Source organism: Shewanella decolorationis (assembly GCF_004354305.1).
In the GTDB taxonomy this organism is placed as follows: Bacteria; Pseudomonadota; Gammaproteobacteria; order Enterobacterales; family Shewanellaceae; genus Shewanella; species Shewanella decolorationis.
Genome location: NZ_CP037898.1, coordinates 2,624,877 through 2,646,174, shown reverse-complemented (window position 1 = coordinate 2,646,174; position 21,298 = coordinate 2,624,877). Strand labels below are relative to the sequence as shown.

Here is a 21,298-nt window from a genome sequence, read left to right as displayed (position 1 = left end):
GAGAGGAAGATGCAAAACCGTGAACAAATCCTCGCTATGCTGACCACAATTTTGGTGGATGAGTTTGAAATCGATGCCGATGCGATTACGCCAGAGGCGAATCTCTATCAAGAGTTAGATCTGGACAGCATTGATGCCGTCGATCTGGTGATTAAGCTGCAACAACTGACAGGCAAAAAAATTCAACCCGATGAATTTAAATCCGTTCGCACAGTCAACGACGTCGTTAACGCCATTGAAGGCCTAGTGAAAGACTAATGCGTGTCCTGCTACAAGTCCTAACCGCACTCGCGCTGATCGCTTATCCAGTCGCCGTGTATTTAGGACTGAATTATCTGCCAGCGGGCACCATAGCCTTAATATTATGCCTCTTGTTAGTTGTGCGTTTAATGCTGCAAAAGCAAAAGGTTAAAACCTTAGTTTTGCCTTTGCTTGTGGGGATTGGGCTCACCGCAGGCAGCTTTGTCGCCAAACGCAGCGACTGGCTCTTGTATTACCCCGTGGTGATAAACCTCACCATGTTAGCCCTGTTTAGCTACTCGCTATACCAAGGCCCGAGCATGATTGAACGGTTCGCACGGCTCAAAGAGCCCGATTTGCCGGATGAAGCCATAGGTTATCTTAAAAAAGTCACCCTGCTTTGGTGTGGCTTGTTTATCCTAAACGGCACAGTGGCGGCTTATACCGCCGCGTTTACCAGCTTAGCAACTTGGACCTTGTATAACGGTTTGATTGCATACGTACTCATGGGACTGCTCCTCGGTGGGGAATGGTTATATCGCAGCTTTTGGTTGAAGAAGACATGACACAACTACTCAAAAACTGGTTAACCCAAGGGCCATTCGCCCAACAACTGATCAGCTTTAATCACCATGACATAGTCACAGGTGCCCTGTTTACCAATCAGGTGGCCCATTTTTACGAGCAGCTGCGCCAAGCGCCTGAGCAAAAATGGTTACTGGCGAGTGATACCAGCGATCTGTTTGCTGTGGGTTTATGTGCCGCACTGTTGGCTGGCAAGGAAATTATTCTGCCGCCCAACACCCAAACCGGCACCTTGAGTGAGTTGACCCATCAGTTTGAAGGCATATTGTCCGACAAGCCATTGTGCGAGAGCCACGCCTTTATCCTGCTAAATAAAGAGCTGAGTCTGCCGACCAAACCTTGGCCAGAGAGCGACACCTTTGGTGAACTGGTACTCTTTACCTCGGGTAGCAGTGGCGAGCCCAAGGCGATTCGCAAGAGCCTAAGGCAGCTCGATGCCGAAGTGACCGTGCTCGAGCATACCTTCGCCGAACATTTGCCCCACTGCAGTGTGGTATCGACCGTTTCCCATCAGCATATCTATGGCTTGTTGTTTAAGATCCTCTGGCCCTTAGCCGCCAGTCGCCCTTTTTTAAGCGAGCAGATCGAATACCCTGAGACCTTAAGCTACTACACCGCCTTGTTACCAAACCTGTGCCTCATCAGTAGCCCAGCGCAATTATCCCGCTTGCCTAAGGCGCTAGAACACGAACGCCAACTACGCTCACCCAGCTTAGTCTTCAGCTCCGGCGGGCCCTTAAGTTTCACCGCCGCCCAAGGGGTTGCCCAGTGCTATGGCCATTTACCTATCGAGATATTCGGCAGCACCGAAACCGGCGGTATCGCCTACCGTCGCCAGCACGAGGCCGACGAACCTTGGCAAGTGTTTGAACAAATTACCATAGACCAAGACGCTGACGATGGCGCCCTGCTGCTAAAGTCACCCTATTTGGCCGACGATCAATGGTTACGTTGCGAAGATAAAATCGAGCCAACGGCCAATGGCCAATTCAGGCTCAAGGGACGACTTGATCGCATCGTTAAGATTGAAGAAAAACGTCTTTCACTGGCGCAAATGGAGACATTGCTCTGTAGCCATGCCTATGTCGAGCAGGCCGCCTTGGTGGTGTTGCCCCAGTTTAAATCCCAGTTAGGGGCGGTAATCACCCTGTCGCCATTGGGCCGCAGCGTGCATCAAGAGCAGGGAAAACTCAGTATCAACAATGCCTTAAAAGCGCATCTACTGACCCAGTTTGAACGAGTAACCTTACCGCGCCGCTGGCGTTACCCCGAAACCTTGCCGTTAAACACTCAGGGCAAGCGCGTCGTCGCCCAGCTAGTTGAGTTATTTGACCATGATTAAGTCGAGTTTACCGCCGATACTCGCATCAGAGATCGGCCCTGATAGCATTGAATTACGCCTGCTGGTCGCCGCCGATCTCGAATATTTTAACGGCCATTTTCCCGAGCAAGCCGTGCTCCCCGGTGTGACCCAACTCGATTGGGCAGTGCGCTTAGGTTGCGAGCATTTTGGGTATAACGCTGCGGTCGCTAATTTAGAAGTGCTAAAGTTTCAACAGCTTATTCTACCTGGGCAGGAAGTCACCTTAACCATTAGCCATAATGCCGCCAAAGAGAAGTTAACCTTTGCCTACAGCGATGGCGACCACCGCTATGCCTCCGGGCGTATCAGCTTTGCTAGCCAGAAAGATGATGGAGCGTCCCTGTGAGCGACGGTATGAGCGACACCATGCTAGTCCCGCCGAGTGATTTAATGGGCACGGCGCCAATCAAGCTGGCATTGGTGATCCCCAATTATAATCATAGCGCCGCGATCGCCCAGACCTTGGCCGAACTCGCCGCCCTCAATCTGCCCTGCTATTTGATTGACGATGGCAGCAATGATGAGACCCGCTATCTACTGCAATCCTTGGCGGAGCAACACGACTGGGTGACGCTACTGCAACACCCCTACAACCGTGGAAAGGGTGCGGCTGTAATGACGGGGCTTCGCCGCGCCTATCGCGATGGCTTTACCCATGCGCTACAGGTCGATGCCGACGGCCAGCATAATTTGAGTGATATCCCCGCCATGCTCGCCAAAGCGCAGGCCAAGCCGGATGCGCTGATCTCGGGCAAGCCCGAGTACGACGAGTCCGTCCCCAAGGGGCGACTCTACGGCCGTTATCTCACCCACTTTTGGGTATGGGTCGAAACCTTAAGCTTTGATATTCAAGATTCTATGTGCGGATTTAGGGTGTATCCCCTAGCCGCCACCGAGCGTCTCTTCAGCCAGCAAGCCCTCACGGAGCGGATGGATTTTGATATCGAAATCCTGGTCAAACTCTACTGGCAAGGGGTGGAAATCCTGTTTCACCCCACTAAGGTCATTTATCCCGAAAACGGCGTCAGCCACTTTCAGGGTGTGGCCGACAATGTGCGTATCACTAAGCTGCACACCCGATTATTTTTCGGCATGTTAAAGCGCCTGCCACAACTGCTGCGCCGTAAACAAGCAGCGAAATCGATATCATCCGATCATACTGCGACCCATTGGTCAGCCATGAAGGAGCGCGGCAGTTATTGGGGCATAAAACTGTTAGTCGAAAGCTACCGCTTTGGTGGCCATTGGCTATGCCGCGCCATTATGTATCCGGTGATTTGCTATTTCTTCTTGACGGGCAAAGTCAGCCGCGAAGCCTCGTTAGATTTTTTGCGACGGGTACAACGCCTCGAACCACAACACCCGCAATTAAGCCGCCCCGTTGGTTGGCGCGACAGCTTAAGCCACTTTATCGCCTTTGGTAATGCAGCGCTCGATAGAATCGATGCTTGGTGCGATCGCATTCAATTAAGCCAAGTGGATTTTCCCGACCGCCACGTGCTGGCCGAACAGCTAGAAAGCGGCAAAGGTGCTGTGCTGCTAGTCTCTCACTTGGGCAACCTCGAACTGTGCCGCGCGATTTCAATCCACCAGCGTAAGGTTAAAGTGAATGTCATGGTGTTAACCAGCCATGCCGAAAACTTTAATAATGTACTCAAGCAATTAAACCCCGATAGCACGCTGAATTTGATCCAAGTGACCGAGCTTAATCCCGCCACCTCTATGCTGCTACAGCAAAAGATTGAAGACGGTGAGCTAGTGGTAATTGCAGGCGATAGGACCTCATCCCACGCCCAAGGGCGTGTCGTGTACGCGCCATTTATGGGCCAAGAGGCCGCCTTCCCGCAGGGGCCATTTATTCTGGCCGGACTCTTGGATTGCCCAGTGTATCTGATGTTTTGCCTGCGTGAGCAAGGGCGTTATCGAGTGCATTTAGAACACTTCGCCGAGACACTTAAAGGCCCACGAGCGGGCAGAATGGAAAGACTACAACAGGCCGTTTCTCGCTACAGCGAACGCCTCGAACACTACGCAAGGCGTGAGCCTTTGCAGTGGTTTAACTTTTTTGATTTTTGGCGGGATGATAACCAGGTTAACCGCCCGACATCCGCCCACAAAACGACAGCAGCACTCCCGGAGCAGGAGCGCACTACAGACAGGACAGAGCATTTATGAGCCACGCAGTTACTCAAACGACAACCGTTGAGTCGCCAATCGAATTTGGCCGTCAGTTACTCACATTAGAGCAAGTCGTTGCCGTGGCAAAGGGCGCCAAGGTCAAACTCTGTGATGATGCCGATTATCAGGAATATATCCAAAAAGGCGCCCGCTTTATCGATAGTTTGCTGCACGAAGAAGGCGTGGTCTACGGTGTCACCACAGGCTATGGTGACTCTTGCACAGTGAATGTGAGTCTCGATTTAGTCCACGAGCTGCCACTGCACTTATCCCGCTTCCATGGCTGTGGCCTCGGCGAAGTCTTGAGCATGATGCAGGCGCGCGCCGTAATGGCTTGCCGTTTAAACTCCCTCGCCATCGGTAAATCCGGCGTAACCTATGAGTTATTAAAGCGCATCGAAACCTTGCTTAATCTCAATATCGTGCCGGTGATCCCCGAGGAAGGTTCGGTCGGTGCCAGCGGTGACTTAACGCCATTGTCTTACTTGGCCGCAGTGCTAGTTGGCGAGCGCGAAGTGATTTATAACGGCGAGCGCAGAGCCACCCAAGAGGTTTACCGCGAGCTGAACATCACGCCCCATGTGCTGCGCCCCAAGGAAGGTTTAGCCCTGATGAATGGCACGGCGGTGATGACGGCATTAGCCTGTTTAGCCTTTGATCGCGCACAATATTTAGCGCGTTTAGCCAGCCGCATTACCGCCATGGCGTCCTTAACCCTCAAGGGTAACTCGAACCATTTCGACGATATTCTGTTTGCCGCCAAACCCCATCCGGGGCAAAACCAAATCGCGGCTTGGATTAGGGAAGATTTGAACCACCATGTTCACCCCCGCAATTCAGATCGTCTGCAGGACAGATATTCCATCCGCTGCGCACCGCACATTATTGGCGTGCTGCAGGATGCGCTGCCCTTTATGCGCCAATTTATCGAAACCGAAGTCAACAGCGCCAACGATAACCCCATAGTCGATGGTGAAGGCGAGCATATTCTCCACGGCGGCCATTTCTACGGTGGACACATTGCCTTTGCGATGGACTCCTTAAAAAACACTGTGGCCAATATCGCCGATCTTATCGACCGCCAAATGGCATTAGTGATGGACCCTAAGTTTAACAACGGTTTACCCGCTAATCTCTCGGGTTCAACTGGGCCACGCCGCGCCATAAACCATGGCTTTAAGGCGGTGCAGATTGGCGTATCGGCCTGGACGGCGGAAGCACTGAAACACACTATGCCCGCGAGCGTTTTCTCCCGCTCAACCGAATGTCATAACCAAGATAAAGTCAGCATGGGTACTATCGCCGCCCGTGACTGTATGCGCGTGTTGCAGCTAACAGAACAAGTCGCCGCAGCAGCGCTGCTCGCCATGACCCAAGGCATTGGTCTGCGTATCACACAGAACGAGTTAGACGAAGCCTCGCTGACGCCATCGCTGGCGACCACGCTCGCCCAAGTGCGCGCCGATTTTGAGCCATTGGTCGAAGACAGACCGCTCGAAGCCGTACTGCGCCAAACCGTTGCGAAAATCCAAGCGGGTGAATGGGAAGTATGCCGATGAAAGCCTTGCTTAGCATAGAAATGGACATGCAGATCCCCTTCCACGATGTGGATTCGATGGGGATCACTTGGCATGGTAATTACCTGCGTTATTTCGAGATTGCCCGCTGCAAATTACTCGACGAGTTAGGCTACAACTATCGTCAAATGCAGGCCTCGAACTACGCTTGGCCGATTATTGATTTGCAGATCAAATACGTTAAGGCCAGCACCTTCGAGCAACACATTACCGTGCGCGCCGAGTTGGTCGAGTGGGAAAATCGCCTAAAAATCAATTATCAAATCCGTGATACGGCAACCGGTGAGCGCATTACTAAGGGCTATACCATTCAGGCGGCAGTGGATATGACGAGCCAAGAAATGTGCTTTGTGACGCCAGAGATATTCCGCAGCAAAATCGCTCCGTTACTTGCAAAGGCGGATAGCGAATGATTGCCCTCTTTACAAATTGGCCACGAGCTAAGTGGTCGCAAGGGTTCTGCCAAAGCCTACTATTAAGCTGCACATTGCTGTTTGGCTCGGTACAGGCGCAGAGCCTCGCCGATACCAACCTAGCTGGGGCAAGCCAGTATCAAACGCTATTCGCCCAAGGCGCAGATAACGCCGCATTACTCGCCCTCAGCCAAAAGCTCAATCTTGGCGAGACGGTTCGCGGCCACTTTGTGCAATCACGCCAGCTTAAAGTGCTGAAAAAGCCCCTAGTGAGCCAAGGCCAGTTTGTGTTCGACAAGGCACAAGGACTGATCTGGCAACAACTAAGCCCCTTCGAATCTTTGCTGATTTTAAAGGATAAGCAACTGATCCAAAAAGATAGCCAAGGGCGAGTGCAAATCAGCCAAGCCGATGCTTCGGCAAGCGCGGCGGCCATGGGGGATTTATTACCGAGTCTAGTGAATGCCATGCTGGGCGGCGATATTTCGGGTTTAAGTGCAAACTTCGAACTGCACTTTTTCGTCCAAGAACCCTTAGCGCAAGGCAAGCCAAACTGGCAGTTGGGATTAACCCCAAAAGATCCGCTGATGAAGAAGGCCATCGCCCATATGGTGCTCGAAGGCAGCGATACGCTACACGCCTTAGTGCTACTTAGCGCCAATCCGAGTGTGAGTCCGCAGGATATCACCCGTATCGATTTTAGCGAGCTGCGCCAAGGTCCACTGAGTGAGGCTGAGTTAGCCCAATATGCCATCAGCCAGACAACGCCTAAAGACGCTGGTCCGAGAGAGTAAGGCAGAATCATGGCGCCCAAGATTGCCACACGTATTGGCCATAGAATGATGCAAACCTCGACTAAATGGCGCTTCGCTATTTGGTTGTGTTTGATGCTGGCGGCGAGCCTGTGGACGCTGCAACTATGGCAAAATGGGGCAAAGGTACAAAGCGATATTCTCGCCATGCTGCCCCATCTTCAGCAGGACGCACTCACGGCGCGCGCCCTCGAACAAGTGGAATCGACACTCGCCGATCAAGTGTATCTCGCCCTGATTGCCAAGGATGAACCTCAAGCAATTGCCGCGACCACACTCCTGATGGAGCAGCTTAAGACTCAAAATACCGCCTTTACCGATATTCGTAGTGCCGACATACAAATGGGTGAAGCCCTAGGTCAATTTTATTTCCCCCATAGATTTAAACTGCTCACCCCTGAGCAAACCGAAGCCTTAAGCCATGATGGCCTCAATAGCTTAGTTGCCTCGGCCACTCAGCAGCTCTACAACGCCTTTAGTTATGCCAATAGCCAACTATTGACCCAAGATCCTTTGCTGTTGTTCCCCGACAATTTGCTCGCCCTTGCGCCCAGCTCGAAGCTGAGCGCCAGCCAAGGGATTTTACTTGCTCATCCACAAAGTGTTGATACCAAACAAAGTGTTGATACCAAGCAAGGTGTTGATAATAGTGAAGGCGTGGCCGCCATTGTGATGGCAAAGGGCACTGAAAGCGCCTTTAACCCGAATGCGCAATTACGCCAGCAAGCGGCACTGACTCAGGCGCTGAATACCGTCAGCGCGCAATACCCCAGCATTAAAGTGTTACAGGCGGGCGCGCTGTTCCATGCCATAGAAGCCACCAATACCGCGAAGAGTGAAATCTCTGTCCTCGGTCTCACTTCTTTGCTTGGGGTAGTGTTATTGGTTTGGCTGGCCTTTCGCTCCGTGATGCCACTCTTGCTGGCGATGGTGACCATAGGCAGTGGCCTGCTGCTGGCGGTGACCTTTACCCTAAGCGTGTTCGGGGAGCTGCATTTGCTCACTCTCGTCTTTGGCACTAGCCTGATTGGGATTGCCATCGACTACAGCTTTCATTTTTACTGCGAGCGGTTAAGCGATCATCAGCGTAGCGCGCAGGCGACCGTGGCCTATATCTTCCCCACAGTGTCACTCGCGTTTATCACCAGCGCCTTAGCCTATGTCGGTATCGGTTTAGCGCCGTTTCCCGGCATGCAGCAGGTGGCGATTTTCTGCGCCTCAGGCTTACTCGGCGCCTACCTGACGTTAGTGCTCGCCTATCCATTATTGGCGGGCAGCAAGTTACCTTCGGGAGAGCGTCCGTTAACCCTCGCGCAAGCTTATCTTGCGAAACTCACCGGATTCTCAAATAAACTGGTCTCGCCATGGGGATTGAGTCTGTTTGCCTTAGTGCTCTCGGGAGTCTGCCTATTGGGGATCAGCAAGCTTAACGTCGACGATGATATTCGCCATTTACAGCAAAGCCCAGCAAGCGTGACTGAGCCTGAAGACAAGCTCAGAAAATTACTCAGTGGCGGCACGGATAACCAGTTTTTATTGGTGCGCGCGCCCAGCGAAGAAGCCTTACTGCAACGGCTCGAAGCCCTCAGTCCGCAGCTCGATACGGCCATAAAACAGCAAGAGCTGGGCAACTATGTCAGCCTCAGCCGTTATCTGCCTAGCAAGCAAAAGCAGGATGCGGCGTATCAATTGCAGGGCAAGATTTACCAGTCGCAATTAACCACAGTGCTAAACAGCATTGGCCTAGATGACGGCCTAGCACCTGAGCTTTCTGCCGCCTATCTTGCCGCCAAGGATAGCTATATCACCCCGACGGATTTTTTCGAACTGGGCCTAGGCAAACAGTTAGCCCCACTCTGGCTTGCACCACAGGGATTTGCACCGCTTGGGCACTCAACAGAGTCAGCGACCAATCCTGATAATACCAACCAAGGGAACGACAACCATGGCGCCATAGTGTTGCTCGGTGGTATTGAAGATATTTCGGCCCTCAAGGCACGCTTTGCTAACGATGCGCAAGTACAACTTATCGATAAAGTCGCGGATATCTCCACCGTGATGGGGCATTATCGCCTGCTCACCCTTAAATTATTGGGCCTAGCGCTCGTTATCGCGCTCTTGCTATTTAGCCTAAGTTTTGGCGTTAAAAGAGCCGCCCTAGTGGTCGCCGTGCCTGCACTGGCCGCGGTACTCACCTTGGCCATTTTAGGCTTAGTCGGCTCGCCCTTAAGCTTATTCCATGCGCTGGCACTGATTTTAGTCTTCGGGATTGGGATAGATTACAGTTTGTTCTTTGCCTCTGCAGTGCAACATGGCAAGGCAGTGATGATGGCGGTGTTTATGTCCGCCTGCTCGACCCTGTTGGCCTTTGGCTTACTCGCCTTTAGCCAAACCCAAGCTATTCATTATTTTGGATTAACTCTATCCCTCGGCATAGGCTTTACCTTTGTACTTTCGCCATTGATTTTGACCACCAGTCAGGTTTTAACCACCAACAAGGTCTCGATACCTACAAGGAATGTTGTTTAAATGTCCACATCTACCGCTGCAAGCACCACACAGTCTCACTCCCTTTACGTCGATGTGGCCATTATTGGCGCAGGCCCCTCGGGCTCGATTGCCGCTAGCCTGTTGCATAAGCAAGGCAAACGCGTATTAGTGCTAGAAAAACAACACTTTCCACGCTTTTCTATCGGCGAGAGCCTGCTGCCCTGCTGCATGCAATTTATTGAAGAAGCGGGCATGTTAGAGGCGCTGAATGCAGCAGGATTCCAATATAAAAATGGTGCCGCCTTCCGCCGCGATGGCGTATATACCACCTTCGACTTTACCGACAAATTTACCCCTGGACCGGGCACAACCTTCCAAGTGCAACGGGCAAACTTCGACAAACTACTCGCCGATACCGCAGCAAGCTTTGGGGTGGAGATCCGTTACGGTGAAACCGTTGAGGCAATCGATTTAAGCACCAATCCACGCTTAAGCGTGCGTAACGAACAGGGCGAACTCTATCAGGTCGAGGCGCAATATGTGCTCGATGCCAGCGGTTTTGGCCGAGTATTGCCACGGCTACTCGACCTCGAAACGCCGTCTTCACTGCCGACCCGCAGCGCTATCTTCACCCATGTTGAAGATAACATCAGCGATCCCGACTTCGACCGGAACAAGATTTTAATTAGCGTACACCCACAGCATCAGGATATTTGGTACTGGTTAATTCCCTTCAGCAACGGCCGCTGCTCACTCGGCGTCGTGGCTGAGCCGCAGTTACTCGCGCGTCTCGAAGGCGATTTAGAGCAGCAGCTACTGACCATAGTCAAAGAAGAACCCGGTCTGAAAGCATTGCTGGCCAATGCTAAGGTCGCCCAGCCCTGTGCGACACTCAAGGGCTACTCCGCCAACGTATCGCGCCTCGCCACCGACAAATTTGCCTTGCTGGGCAACGCGGGCGAGTTCCTCGATCCGGTGTTTTCATCGGGCGTAACTATCGCCATGCAGTCGGCATCCATGGCGGCGAAATGCGTGCTTAAACAGCTTAATGGCGATACCGTCGATTGGCCCGCCGAGTACTCGGCGCCGTTAATGCAAGGGGTGAACACCTTCCGCACTTATGTACAGGCTTGGTACGATGGCCGCTTCCAGGATGTGATTTTTTACGAAAATCCGAATCCTAAAATCAAGCAAATGATCTGCTCGATTTTGGCTGGCTATGCTTGGGATGTGCAAAATCCCTTTGTTAAAGAATCCGAGCGACGTCTAAACATGGTGGTCGAGCTATGTCGGCAACAAGCCGAACTCAGCGCCGAACCTGACGTTAGCGAATTAGCCGAGGTGTAATTCGATGCACTTAAGCCTTAACGCCAAAGGTCGCACAAAAGCGATAGTGACAGTTGCCCTAATGCTCTCAAGCCTCGGCTTGATGGGCTGCAGTGAGCTGCTCTATCGGCAAACCTGCGTCGGATTCACAAAAGATATGCGTTATTGCTTAGCGCCACTGCCACAGCATTTTGGCCCTGCAACGGATAAACCACTCACTAAGCCAACAACTCAGCCAGCCGCAAACCCAGCTGGCACAGACTCTGCGAACCAGAGTCAAAGTCAGCAAGGCGACAGCAAAGCAAAGGTATCCTCCCAATCTTTTAGTCAGAAGGTGAGCATAAAAGTGGGTGATAACACCCATGAGCTGCTCACCCAGCTTGAACTTGAAGGGGAACGCATGACGCTGGTTGGGCTCGCTCCGCTAGGGCAAGCGTTGTTTACCTTGGTTTACGATGGGAATACACTCAGCAGTGAGCAGAGTCAGCTACTCGGGAATGAGTTTAAAGCCGAATACCTGATGGCGATGATGCAACTTATCTATTGGCCAGAACAGAGTATTCGTAGTCATTTAGAAGGTGGAAGTTTAGTGACAGGGCTGTGTGACGCCATCCCCTGCCGCCAGTTTTATAGCCAAGACACGCTTATCAGTTACAACGACAATCAGACCCAAGTGATACAAATTCGTTATCAGCACCAAATCGACGATTCCCTTTGGCAGGCACATATTAATTTAACCATGCCACAGGCAAAATTTGAGTTAGAGATACAACCGATTTAATCGTCCTTTGACAATGCCATAGGCACCCGTTAACCGCCAATCGATATGAGCCTTTAGCATTGCTCGCATCAAAGGCCATAGGTATAGCAAGCAGCAATGAACAACAGAGTCGCCATTACACAGATTGGATTGTGTACCCCGTTAGGGCAAACGCAAGAGCAAGTGTTAGCCCGCTTGATTGCAGGCGATACCAGTGCCATGCAAATCAATGACACCCTATTATTTGGGGAGTCGACACTGGTTGCGCCTGTTACTGCGCCGCTGCCCGCCATTCCTGCCGAGCTGGCGCAATTCGATTGCCGTAACAATCAATTACTCCTTGCTGCCGCGCAGCAAATTGCCGATACGGTCGAACAGGCGAAACTGACATATGGTGCCGACCGCATTGGTGTGGTGTTAGGCACCAGCACCTCGGGAATTTCGAAGGGCGAAGCAGCCTTGGCCTATCGCAATCAACACGGCCACTTTCCGGCTGATTATCATTATTTCCAACAGGAACTCGGCAGTACCAGCGACTTTTTGCGCCAGTTATTTGCGCTCCAAGGCCCCTGCTACACCATTTCAACCGCCTGCTCCTCCAGCGCCAAAGTGTTTGCCAGTGCCAAACGCCTACTTGAGGCCAAGCTGTGCGATATGGTGATTGTCGGCGGTATCGACAGCCTGTGCCAACTCACTGTCAACGGGTTTCACGCCTTAGAATCGGTTTCCAAAGGACATTGCAATCCCTTCAGCGCCAACCGCGATGGCATCAATATCGGTGAAGGCGCCGCGCTATTTACCCTGACCTTAGCGACAGACAACACAGCAAATGAAGCCTGTGTATTGCTCGCAGGTATCGGTGAGTCGAGCGATGCGCACCATATGTCGGCGCCGCATCCTGAAGGCGCAGGGGCGATTGCCGCCATGCAGGCAGCGCTTGATGATGCACAAATATCGGCGCAAGATATTGATTATATAAACTTACATGGCACTGCAACGCCTAAAAATGATGCAATGGAAAGCCGCGCCGTACTCTCGGTATTTGGCGACACGCCGCCCCTTGCAAGCTCAACCAAACCGCTGGTCGGCCATACCTTAGGCGCTGCGGGCGCGATTGAAGCCGCATTTTGTTACCTCTTGCTGTCACCGCATAATCACAGCTTTTCCCTGCCGCCCCATAGGTTTGATGGGCAGCAAGATCCACGGGACCCCAGCATTGCGCTAGTCGCGCCCATGCAATGCAGCGATCATGGCAAGCTTAACTATGTGATGAGCAACTCCTTCGCCTTTGGCGGCAGCAATGCCAGCCTGATTTTTTGCCGTAAAGGGGCTTAAGATTGATGTCCAGTTCTATCGATACCGCAATTTCAGCCGCCGAGCCGATTTGGCTGCAACACTTAGCCGAGCAGAATATTGCCGATTTTATTCCGCACCGCGCGCCAATGATCTTGATTGATAAGATTATTAGCCATCAACAGGATGCGCTCGAAACCGAAGTGCTGATCACTCCGCAGAGCGCTTATTTTGACGAGCAACGTCAGGCCGTCCCCAATTATGTGGGTATCGAATATATGGCGCAGAGCATCGCCGCTTTAGCGGGCGTTGAGGCTAAACTGCGTCACGATAAAATCCGTGTGGGATTTTTATTGGGATCGCGTAAATTAGCCTTACACACGGCGCAGTACGAACTCAATCGTCGTTACCGCACACGGGTTAAACGCCTCTATCAAGAAGAGTCGGGACTGGCGGTATTCGATTGCCAGATTTATCTATTGCCAGAGGCGCAAGCGCAGCAAACACCACAGTTAGTTGCAGAGGCCAATGTGAATGTGTTCCAGCCACAGGACACCCAAGCGTATATCGCCTCAAGCCAGCAGGCTTAATGCCCAGAGTTATGCTTGGCAACAACAAGTATTATCACAAAAGGATTTAGCCCTTTGATGCATAAACAACTCATCATCAAGCATCACGGGTGGAGAAATAAAGATGAATAACAGAGTATTAGTCACAGGTTCGAGCCGCGGTATTGGCAAAGCCATCGCCCTTAAACTGGCCGCGGCGGGCTACGATATCGCGCTGCATTATCACAGCAATCAGGCCGCAGCCGATGCCAGCGCCGCAGAACTTAGCGCCCTTGGGGTGAACGTCAGCCTATTGAAGTTTGATGTTGCCGACCGAGCCGCGGTAAAAGCCGCCATTGAGGCCGATATCGAGGCCAATGGCGCCTACTATGGCGTGATACTCAATGCGGGCATCAACCGTGACAATGCCTTCCCAGCGATGAGCGAAACCGAATGGGATAGCGTAATCCACACTAACCTCGATGGTTTTTACAATGTCATTCACCCCTGCGTTATGCCTATGGTACAAGCGCGCAAGGGCGGACGAATTATCACCTTGGCTTCCGTTTCAGGTATCGCGGGTAACCGTGGTCAGGTCAATTACAGCGCCTCTAAAGCTGGGCTGATTGGCGCCACTAAGGCGCTGTCCTTAGAGCTGGCCAAACGAAAGATTACCGTCAACTGTATCGCACCAGGTTTAATAGAAACCGATATGGTGGCGGATATTCCTAAGGATATGGTCGAGCAGTTAGTGCCGATGCGCCGCATGGGTAAACCCAATGAAATCGCCGCCTTAGCCGCCTTTTTAATGTCGGACGATGCTGCCTATATCACGCGCCAAGTGATTTCGGTGAATGGAGGCATGATCTAAATGACGCAGCGCAATCCCCTAGGCAGACGAGTCGTCGTTACTGGTATCGGTGGCATCAGTGCCCTAGGCCATGACTGGCCGAGTATCGCAAGCAGCCTTAAGGCACAAAAAAACTGTGTCGTGACGATGGCGGAATGGGATAAATACGACGGACTAAACACTCGCCTCGCCGCACCTGTGACTGACTTTGAAGTGCCGAGCCACTATTCCCGCAAAAAGATCCGCTCCATGGGGCGCGTCTCGATTATGGCGACTCGCGCCAGCGAGCTTGCACTGATGGATGCTGGACTCTTAGACGACCCTATCGTTACCTCGGGGGAAATGGGGATTGCCTATGGTTCTTCCACCGGCAGTACCGATCCGCTGATCGCCTTTGGCGATATGCTCAAACATGGCGATATGTCGGGCGTCACAGCTACCAGCTATATCCGCATGATGGCCCACACCACTGCGGTAAACGTGGGGGTTTTCTTTGGTCTTAAGGGACGCATTCACACCACCAGCAGCGCCTGTACTTCGGGCAGCCAAGGCATAGGCTACGCCTATGAAGCAATTAAATACGGGCAACAGACCTTAATGCTTGCGGGTGGCGGCGAAGAACTCTGCGCCACCGAGGCCGTAGTATTCGACACCCTGTTTGCCACCAGCACCAAAAATACCACACCAGAGTTAACGCCTCGCCCCTTCGATGCCCATCGCGACGGTTTAGTGATTGGCGAAGGCGCCTGTACGCTAGTACTTGAAGAGTTAGATCACGCCTTAGCGCGCGGCGCGAAAATTTACGCCGAGATCGTCGGTTTTGGCACTAACTCCGATGGTCAGCATGTCACTCAGCCCAATAGCGATACCATGGAAATCGCCATTCGTTTAGCCCTTAAGGATGCGGCGCTCACGCCAGATGCCATTGGTTATGTGAATGCCCACGGCACAGCGACCGATCGCGGTGACGTTGCCGAAACCCATGCAACCCATGCCGTATTCGGTGCGGATATGCCGATTTCATCCCTGAAAAGCTACACAGGCCATACCTTAGGTGCCTGCGGCGCGTTAGAGGCATGGGTCAGTATCGAAATGATGAATGCGGGCTGGTTTGCCCCAACGCTTAATCTCGACAATATCGACCCAGAATGTGCAGCACTCGATTACATTCGCGGCGAGCCACGTACACTCGACACTGACTATGTGATGAGCAATAACTTCGCCTTTGGCGGTATCAACACTTCACTGATTTTTAAACGCTGGAAAACGACATAAGGACATATCAATGAAACCATTAGTAGCAAGTATTTTACTCGGCATTAGTTTACTGGGCTCACCTGTGTGGGCGCAGGAATATACGGTTGAAACCTATCAAGAAATTTTTAAAGGCGACAATCAATTTAAGCAAAAACAAGCCATCGAAACCCTGATGATTGCCGGATTATCCGATCCCGCCATTTACGATGTGTTAGAGGCCAAACTGATCGAATCGCTGCCCTTCGCTACCGAGAAAAATGCTATTGACTATAGCGCTTGGTTAGTCAAAGGCTTAGGTTACTCGGGCAATGACAAATACAGCGCGACCATCAGCAACATTGTCAATGGCAGCTACCATAAGAAGCTAAAGAAGTACGCTACCCAAGCACTTGAAAATCTTGACCAATACAAGAAATGGAACGCAATTTTAGCGGATAAGAGCCAATATGTGGCCGAACAAAGTGCTAAAAACAATGCTTTTGCCAATGCTTTTAAAAGCGATGATTTAGAGCTAATGCGCCTCGCCGCCAAACGCATGATGGATGATCAAAATTACGATGACTTTTTGCTAGAGCGCCTGAGCGTTGAACTTAAAAATCCACGCCTTATGCGCAACGACAAGTTAGCCATCGACACCTACGCCAATATGGCCAAGGCCCTCGCCGCATCGGGTAATACCCAATATCGTGAAGTGATTGAAAACATTGCCAACAACAACCCAAACAAAAAGCTGAAAAGCTATGCTGAAAGCTATTTGAAGAAGTACTACTAATCGCTTTTGAGTTAGTAAAAGCCTTAATAACAAGCCGAGAATCATCTCGGCTTGTTGATTTCATTGTGTAAGCAAACCATCATCAAGCCAATCCATCTTTAGCACAAATCGCACGATTTAATCATTTTGACCATTTCGCTCAATAAACTATACTGCCACTGTCTTTCCAAAACGGGACTTAACTCATGCAAACATTAACCGCCAATGACGCCAAACGAAATTTCGGTGAGTTGCTGCTAAACGCTCAACGTGAACCCATCAAGATCAGCAAAAACAGTAAAGATGCGGTTGTGGTCATGTCTATCCACGATTACGAACAGCTTGAGGCGATGAAAGCCGACTATCTGAAGCACTGTTTCAACGCTGCTAAAGAAGACTTAGCGCAAGGTAATGTTGTTGATGGCGAAGATTTTCTTAACGCCCTGTAGCTACTCACATGAATAATAAACGCTATAAACTGAGTAGGTTAGCTCAGGCTCACCTACTAAAGATTAAAGACTACACCCTTCAACACTTTTCTGAGTCGCAGTGGCACAAATATAAAGAAAACCTTATATCCGGTTTGCAAATGTTAGCCAATAACCCCGGATTAGGCAGAAGCTGCAACGATATTTACCCCAACGGTTTCTACTTTCCTATCGGTAAACACACAGCCTACTTCACCAAAGAAGACGACTTCATCCTTATCGTTGCCCTGTTAGGTCAACCACAGCTACCCCAACATCATCTGAAATAGCCTTACGACGCTGTAAAAGAAGCCGTGGGCTCTAAGTTGATAAGCGAGAGCTATGGAAGGTGGACTGGCAATATTGTTCAGAGTGAGTCCAACCATGGTACTGACTCGACAACACGCCACGGAGTTAAGCCAACCATGATACTGACTCGACGACACGGTGAATAGAAACCTAGGTTTTCTAAGCTTATGAACGAGAGCCATGGACGGCGAACTGGCAGTTAAACACGGATGTTGTTCAAGTCCATCCCTGGATGCAGGGCCGCCCCGTCCATGGGGCGGACGGTCGCCTCGCCAATCACCATCCAATTCTGTCCGTCCTATTTTGCCAATGATGCAACTATTTCTGTGCAGTTATTGATTTAACTAAAGGGTCTGAATTAAATGATATCCTATACTCATTTCCCCCTTTAGCATTGTTTGTAACCATTAAATAGTTTACATAACCAGACTTATTCATAGGACTATTATTACTAAGACTAAACTCCTTGTAGAAATTAGCAAAAGCATCTGGTTCTGAAAATACAAAATATCCAAAACAAATTTTATTATCACATGAAACACGGTACTCATTTAGAATAGAACTATATTTTGACTTATTTAAAAACTCACTAATACTGTTTTCAAAAACTATTGTTTCAAATGACTTGTCTGGCATTGTCGAGAAAACATCTATAATTTCGTAAAAGTTAGCTGAAGCCAAAATTGAATTTAGCTTAGTACTATCAACAACATTGTCATCACTAACTATCCCTGTATCATAACCTCCATTAAGCTCCATTTTATGTTCAGTCAAAGAGTGCAAAGAACTATCACTTGCTCGAGGCTCTTTTATATTTGTTGACACATCAAAATTAACATTAGCAGAGTTAAAATCATCGACCAAAACGATATGACTATCTTTCATAAAGGATGTATCGTTCACACTAACTTCATTGTTATTTTCAAAAAAATACAATGTAATAAAAATTAAAACGAGTAGAAAAAACAAAAAGAAAACGCTCTTCCTTAACATAACAATCCCTGTAGTTTTAGTAAAAATTAAAACGCTTAATATAAGACAATAACATAATATGTTTTTGCCTTGCCTTCAAACAAAAGTAAGCACAAGCTTTCTTGCTCGCCTCTCGATAAAAACCAAGGGATGAAGCATCATCCCTTTTAGCAAAAACTCTTGGCCTACCCTTTGCTTATCCACCGCGGCGTTTTACCTCTTAAAACAACGAAACGCGATAACGTTATGATGGATAAGCGACAACACAGGGAATTTTAATCTTGAGAGCAACAATGAAAATAATACTAGATGATCTAAAAGGGCCTGAAATTGCAGCACTTTTAACTGAACACCTTGAAGATATGCGAGCAACCTCGCCGCCAGAGAGTGTGCACGCATTAGACTTGGATGGACTGCGCCAACCCAATATTCGCTTTTGGACACTGTGGGATGGCCGTAATCTGGCGGGCTGCGGTGCACTAAAATGGTTAGATGCCGAACACGCCGAGATCAAATCGATGCGCACCGCCGCCACCTACAAACAACAGGGGATTGCTTCTAAGGTATTGCAGCATTTGATCAATGATGCCAAAGCCGCAGGCGTGCAGCGCCTCAGTTTAGAAACGGGCTCAATGGCCTTTTTCCAACCTGCCCGTAACCTGTATGCCAAATTTGGCTTCGAGCTGTGCGGCCCCTTTGCCGATTACGTGCTCGACCCCAATAGCCTGTTTATGACCAAAAAACTCTAGGCCTCTGCACACATCAATCCTGACCACAGCTAAGCTTTTGCCTGTTTAGCTGTGGTTAAGGCGCGATGCTTGTGCCAGTAATGCATTAAAAATCCGAGTAATAATCCCCAGAAGGCGCTGCCGATCCCCAATATACTCACACCCGAGGCGGTGACGAGAAACGTAACCACCGCCACTTCTCGCTCGTCGTTATCCGCGAGCGCAGCGGTCAGACTGTTACCTATGGTGCCAAGCAGGGCTAATCCTGCAATCGCGAGCACTAATTCCTTCGGAAATGCGGCGAAGAGCCCCACCACAGTTGCGCCGAGTAGACCTGTTATCAAATAAAAGACTCCGCCCCACACAGCCGCCCAATAACGAGTTGCGGGGTTAGGGTCCGCCTCTTTTCCCATGCAAATCGCCGCTGTAATAGCTGATAAGTTAAAAGCAAAGCCACCAAAGGGTGCAAACAATACGCCCATCAGACCCGTCACGATAATTAATGGCGAGATAGGCGGACGATAACCATGGCCGTGGAGTGCGGCCACCCCAGGCATATTCTGCGAAGCCATAGTCACCACAAATAAGGGTAGCGCCACGCCCACCACGCTGGCGATAGAAAACGTAGGCGCTATCCATACGGGGGCGGCGAATTGCAGCTCAAGCTTATCGAGTTGCAATAAATCCAATTGATAACTCATCCCTATCCCCGCAACGAGGGTGAGCAGCATAATGTAGCGCGGCGCCCAGGGCTTAAGTACAACAAATACCAATAACATCAAGAGGATTAAACTCAGTTGAGTCTGTATGGCTTGAAACAGCCCTAAGCCAAACTGCAATAAAACCCCCGCTAACATGGCCGCTGCCACCGAGGGTGGCATGATACGAATAAGCTTATCCATCCAGCCAGCCAAGCCGCAGAGGGTGATCAAAAAGGAGCTAATAAGGAAGGCACCAACGGCTTCGTGGATACTCAATCCCGCAAGGCTGCTGACCATCAGCGCCGCCCCGGGTGTTGACCATGCCGTAAGCACCGGATTTTTATAGTAGAGAGACAGGCCAATACTGGTGAGTCCCATGCCGACACCTAAGGCCCACAGCCATGAACTCATCTGTGCCGATGTCGCGCCAACGGCATCCGCCGCCTGCAGGATAATCACCGCCGAACTGCTGTAGCCCACCAGCACAGCAATAAAGCCCGCCGATATTTTTGATAGTCCTAAAGCTTCGCGCCACATCATCCCTACTCCTACCTTTGCCTTGATCATCCATCGCACCATTACTCGTGCGCCATAACGCACAAGATGGACAAGATAGCACTTGTGCGTTATAACGTACAAATAATTTTTTAAGCATCAGAACCTAATGCAGACCATCAACAGCTATCTTGCAGCGACCCTAAAACAACTGCGCAGCCAAAAGGGTTGGAGCTTAGATAAAGCGGCACTCGAAACAGGCGTAAGCAAGGCCATGATAGGCCAGATTGAGCGCGGCGAATCTAGCCCCACCATTGCCACACTGTGGAAAATCGCCAGCGGTTTTAATACCTCACTCTCAACCTTTTTGGAGCCAACACCCGAGAGCCAAGGCGCGGTCTTTCGTAACGCCGATGCATTACGCCAAAAACCTGCAACCGACGGCATGTTAGTGGCGTCGCTATTTCCCTTTGAACCACGCTTTGGTTTTGAAATGTTTGAACTCACCCTATTGCCGCATTATGAGCGCCTCTCAGAGCCCCATGAGGCGGGTGTGACCGAGCATGTGATCGTACTGAGCGGCACAATGGAAGTGTTAGTCGATGGCCAGTGGCAACCATTACAGCAGGGTGAAGCCGTGCGCTTTGCTGCCGATAAACCCCATGGTTACCGTAACTTGAGCGATCACCCCGTGGTGTTTCATGATCTAATCCACTACCACAGAGCAGCGCCAGCCACCGAGTAACGCCGACAAGCCAAGCGCCAATAGATTGCCGCTTGCACCCGCCAATCCATTAGAATAAACTTATTGAAATTTTTCTAATCATAGAGGCAAAGTGATGTTTCAATCTTTACTGGCTAAATTATCTGGCAGCAGCAGTGGTGAAAAATGTTGGCAACTGATTGAGCAGGGTGCGCGCGTTATCGATGTGCGCTCACCGGAAGAGTTTGCTTCGGGTCATTTGCCTCAGGCCATCAATGTGCCGCTGCCAACGCTCGACCAATGGTTGCATCAGGTTGACAATAAACAGCATCCCTTTGTGCTTTACTGCGGCGCGGGTATCCGTGCCCAAAAGGGCTGCGATATTTTAAGGGCCAACGGTTTTGAATGTGTGGTCAACGGTGGTTCACTAAAAGATTTAGTCTGCTGCCAGCCAAGCTAAAACCTAAGCCAAGTAACCAT

The 21,298-nt window shown here is 50.6% G+C and carries 23 protein-coding genes; 21 read left to right on the top strand and 2 right to left on the bottom strand.

All coding sequences use genetic code 11. The features are described from left to right. The first annotated feature begins 9 nt into the window (after window positions 1-9). From EYR25_RS12040 to EYR25_RS11955, 18 genes are all read left to right on the top strand, one after another. Window positions 10-258: an acyl carrier protein gene (locus EYR25_RS12040; protein ID WP_011621155.1), complete on the top strand. Its 249-nt coding sequence runs from the start codon at window positions 10-12 to the stop codon at window positions 256-258. Beyond that, window positions 258-806 (top strand): COG4648 family protein, encoded by a 549-nt coding sequence (locus EYR25_RS12035; protein ID WP_133180337.1) that lies wholly within the window; start codon window positions 258-260, stop codon window positions 804-806. The genes EYR25_RS12040 and EYR25_RS12035 overlap by 1 nt, the downstream gene beginning before the upstream one ends. Next, window positions 803-2,167 (top strand): AMP-binding protein, encoded by a 1,365-nt coding sequence (locus EYR25_RS12030; protein WP_133180335.1) that lies wholly within the window; start codon window positions 803-805, stop codon window positions 2,165-2,167. The genes EYR25_RS12035 and EYR25_RS12030 overlap by 4 nt, the downstream gene beginning before the upstream one ends. Continuing rightward, entirely contained in the window at window positions 2,160-2,534 is a 375-nt protein-coding gene (locus tag EYR25_RS12025) for an ApeI family dehydratase (RefSeq protein WP_133180332.1), read from the top strand. Before EYR25_RS12030 ends, EYR25_RS12025 begins: the two co-directional genes overlap by 8 nt. A 20-nt stretch (window positions 2,535-2,554) precedes the next feature. Then, complete coding sequence (locus tag EYR25_RS12020; protein WP_165953570.1) at window positions 2,555-4,363, top strand: glycosyltransferase family 2 protein; 1,809 nt, start codon at window positions 2,555-2,557, stop codon at window positions 4,361-4,363. Further along, window positions 4,360-5,925: an HAL/PAL/TAL family ammonia-lyase gene (locus tag EYR25_RS12015; protein ID WP_133180330.1), complete on the top strand. Its 1,566-nt coding sequence runs from the start codon at window positions 4,360-4,362 to the stop codon at window positions 5,923-5,925. Before EYR25_RS12020 ends, EYR25_RS12015 begins: the two co-directional genes overlap by 4 nt. Beyond that, window positions 5,922-6,356 (top strand): acyl-CoA thioesterase, encoded by a 435-nt coding sequence (locus EYR25_RS12010; protein ID WP_039977573.1) that lies wholly within the window; start codon window positions 5,922-5,924, stop codon window positions 6,354-6,356. Before EYR25_RS12015 ends, EYR25_RS12010 begins: the two co-directional genes overlap by 4 nt. After that, a complete protein-coding gene (locus tag EYR25_RS12005) occupies window positions 6,353-7,150 on the top strand; it encodes an outer membrane lipoprotein carrier protein LolA (protein ID WP_133180327.1) in 798 nt (265 codons plus the stop codon). The genes EYR25_RS12010 and EYR25_RS12005 overlap by 4 nt, the downstream gene beginning before the upstream one ends. A gap of 9 nt (window positions 7,151-7,159) precedes the next feature. Next, window positions 7,160-9,697 (top strand): MMPL family transporter, encoded by a 2,538-nt coding sequence (locus tag EYR25_RS12000; RefSeq protein ID WP_133180325.1) that lies wholly within the window; start codon window positions 7,160-7,162, stop codon window positions 9,695-9,697. Next, complete coding sequence (locus EYR25_RS11995) at window positions 9,698-11,005, top strand: NAD(P)/FAD-dependent oxidoreductase (protein WP_133180323.1); 1,308 nt, start codon at window positions 9,698-9,700, stop codon at window positions 11,003-11,005. A gap of 4 nt (window positions 11,006-11,009) precedes the next feature. Next, window positions 11,010-11,765: a DUF3261 domain-containing protein gene (locus tag EYR25_RS11990; protein ID WP_133180321.1), complete on the top strand. Its 756-nt coding sequence runs from the start codon at window positions 11,010-11,012 to the stop codon at window positions 11,763-11,765. Between the two features lie 96 nt (window positions 11,766-11,861). Further along, entirely contained in the window at window positions 11,862-13,079 is a 1,218-nt protein-coding gene (locus EYR25_RS11985) for a beta-ketoacyl-[acyl-carrier-protein] synthase family protein (RefSeq protein WP_133180319.1), read from the top strand. A gap of 5 nt (window positions 13,080-13,084) precedes the next feature. Then, window positions 13,085-13,627 carry a hotdog family protein gene (locus EYR25_RS11980; protein ID WP_133180317.1) on the top strand — a complete coding sequence of 181 codons (543 nt, stop codon included), beginning with the start codon at window positions 13,085-13,087 and terminating at the stop codon, window positions 13,625-13,627. Window positions 13,628-13,730: 103 nt separating this feature from the next. After that, window positions 13,731-14,456, top strand: coding sequence for a 3-ketoacyl-ACP reductase FabG2 (locus tag EYR25_RS11975; RefSeq protein WP_133180315.1), 726 nt, complete (start codon window positions 13,731-13,733; stop codon window positions 14,454-14,456). Then, window positions 14,457-15,710, top strand: coding sequence for a beta-ketoacyl-ACP synthase (locus EYR25_RS11970; protein WP_133180313.1), 1,254 nt, complete (start codon window positions 14,457-14,459; stop codon window positions 15,708-15,710). A gap of 10 nt (window positions 15,711-15,720) precedes the next feature. Further along, entirely contained in the window at window positions 15,721-16,464 is a 744-nt protein-coding gene (locus tag EYR25_RS11965; RefSeq protein WP_133180310.1) for a hypothetical protein, read from the top strand. A gap of 185 nt (window positions 16,465-16,649) precedes the next feature. Then, window positions 16,650-16,892, top strand: a complete 243-nt coding sequence (locus EYR25_RS11960; RefSeq protein ID WP_023266112.1) for a type II toxin-antitoxin system Phd/YefM family antitoxin — start codon at window positions 16,650-16,652, stop codon at window positions 16,890-16,892. Between the two features lie 8 nt (window positions 16,893-16,900). After that, complete coding sequence (locus EYR25_RS11955) at window positions 16,901-17,200, top strand: type II toxin-antitoxin system RelE/ParE family toxin (RefSeq protein ID WP_133180308.1); 300 nt, start codon at window positions 16,901-16,903, stop codon at window positions 17,198-17,200. Between the two features lie 337 nt (window positions 17,201-17,537). Here the strand turns inward: EYR25_RS11955 and EYR25_RS11950 are convergent, their stop codons facing one another. Then, window positions 17,538-18,122, bottom strand: a complete 585-nt coding sequence (locus EYR25_RS11950; RefSeq protein WP_133180306.1) for a hypothetical protein — start codon at window positions 18,120-18,122, stop codon at window positions 17,538-17,540. A gap of 362 nt (window positions 18,123-18,484) precedes the next feature. On the opposite strand from EYR25_RS11950, the gene EYR25_RS11945 reads away from it, so the two are divergent. Then, complete coding sequence (locus EYR25_RS11945) at window positions 18,485-18,940, top strand: GNAT family N-acetyltransferase (RefSeq protein ID WP_011715552.1); 456 nt, start codon at window positions 18,485-18,487, stop codon at window positions 18,938-18,940. Window positions 18,941-18,969: 29 nt separating this feature from the next. Here the strand turns inward: EYR25_RS11945 and EYR25_RS11940 are convergent, their stop codons facing one another. Further along, on the bottom strand, window positions 18,970-20,157 hold the full coding sequence (locus EYR25_RS11940; RefSeq protein WP_133182839.1) for a benzoate/H(+) symporter BenE family transporter: 1,188 nt from the start codon (window positions 20,155-20,157) through the stop codon (window positions 18,970-18,972). A gap of 127 nt (window positions 20,158-20,284) precedes the next feature. On the opposite strand from EYR25_RS11940, the gene EYR25_RS11935 reads away from it, so the two are divergent. Continuing rightward, window positions 20,285-20,860 (top strand): helix-turn-helix domain-containing protein, encoded by a 576-nt coding sequence (locus EYR25_RS11935; protein ID WP_133180304.1) that lies wholly within the window; start codon window positions 20,285-20,287, stop codon window positions 20,858-20,860. A gap of 94 nt (window positions 20,861-20,954) precedes the next feature. Continuing rightward, window positions 20,955-21,278: a rhodanese-like domain-containing protein gene (locus EYR25_RS11930; protein ID WP_133182836.1), complete on the top strand. Its 324-nt coding sequence runs from the start codon at window positions 20,955-20,957 to the stop codon at window positions 21,276-21,278. Window positions 21,279-21,298: the final 20 nt, after the last annotated feature.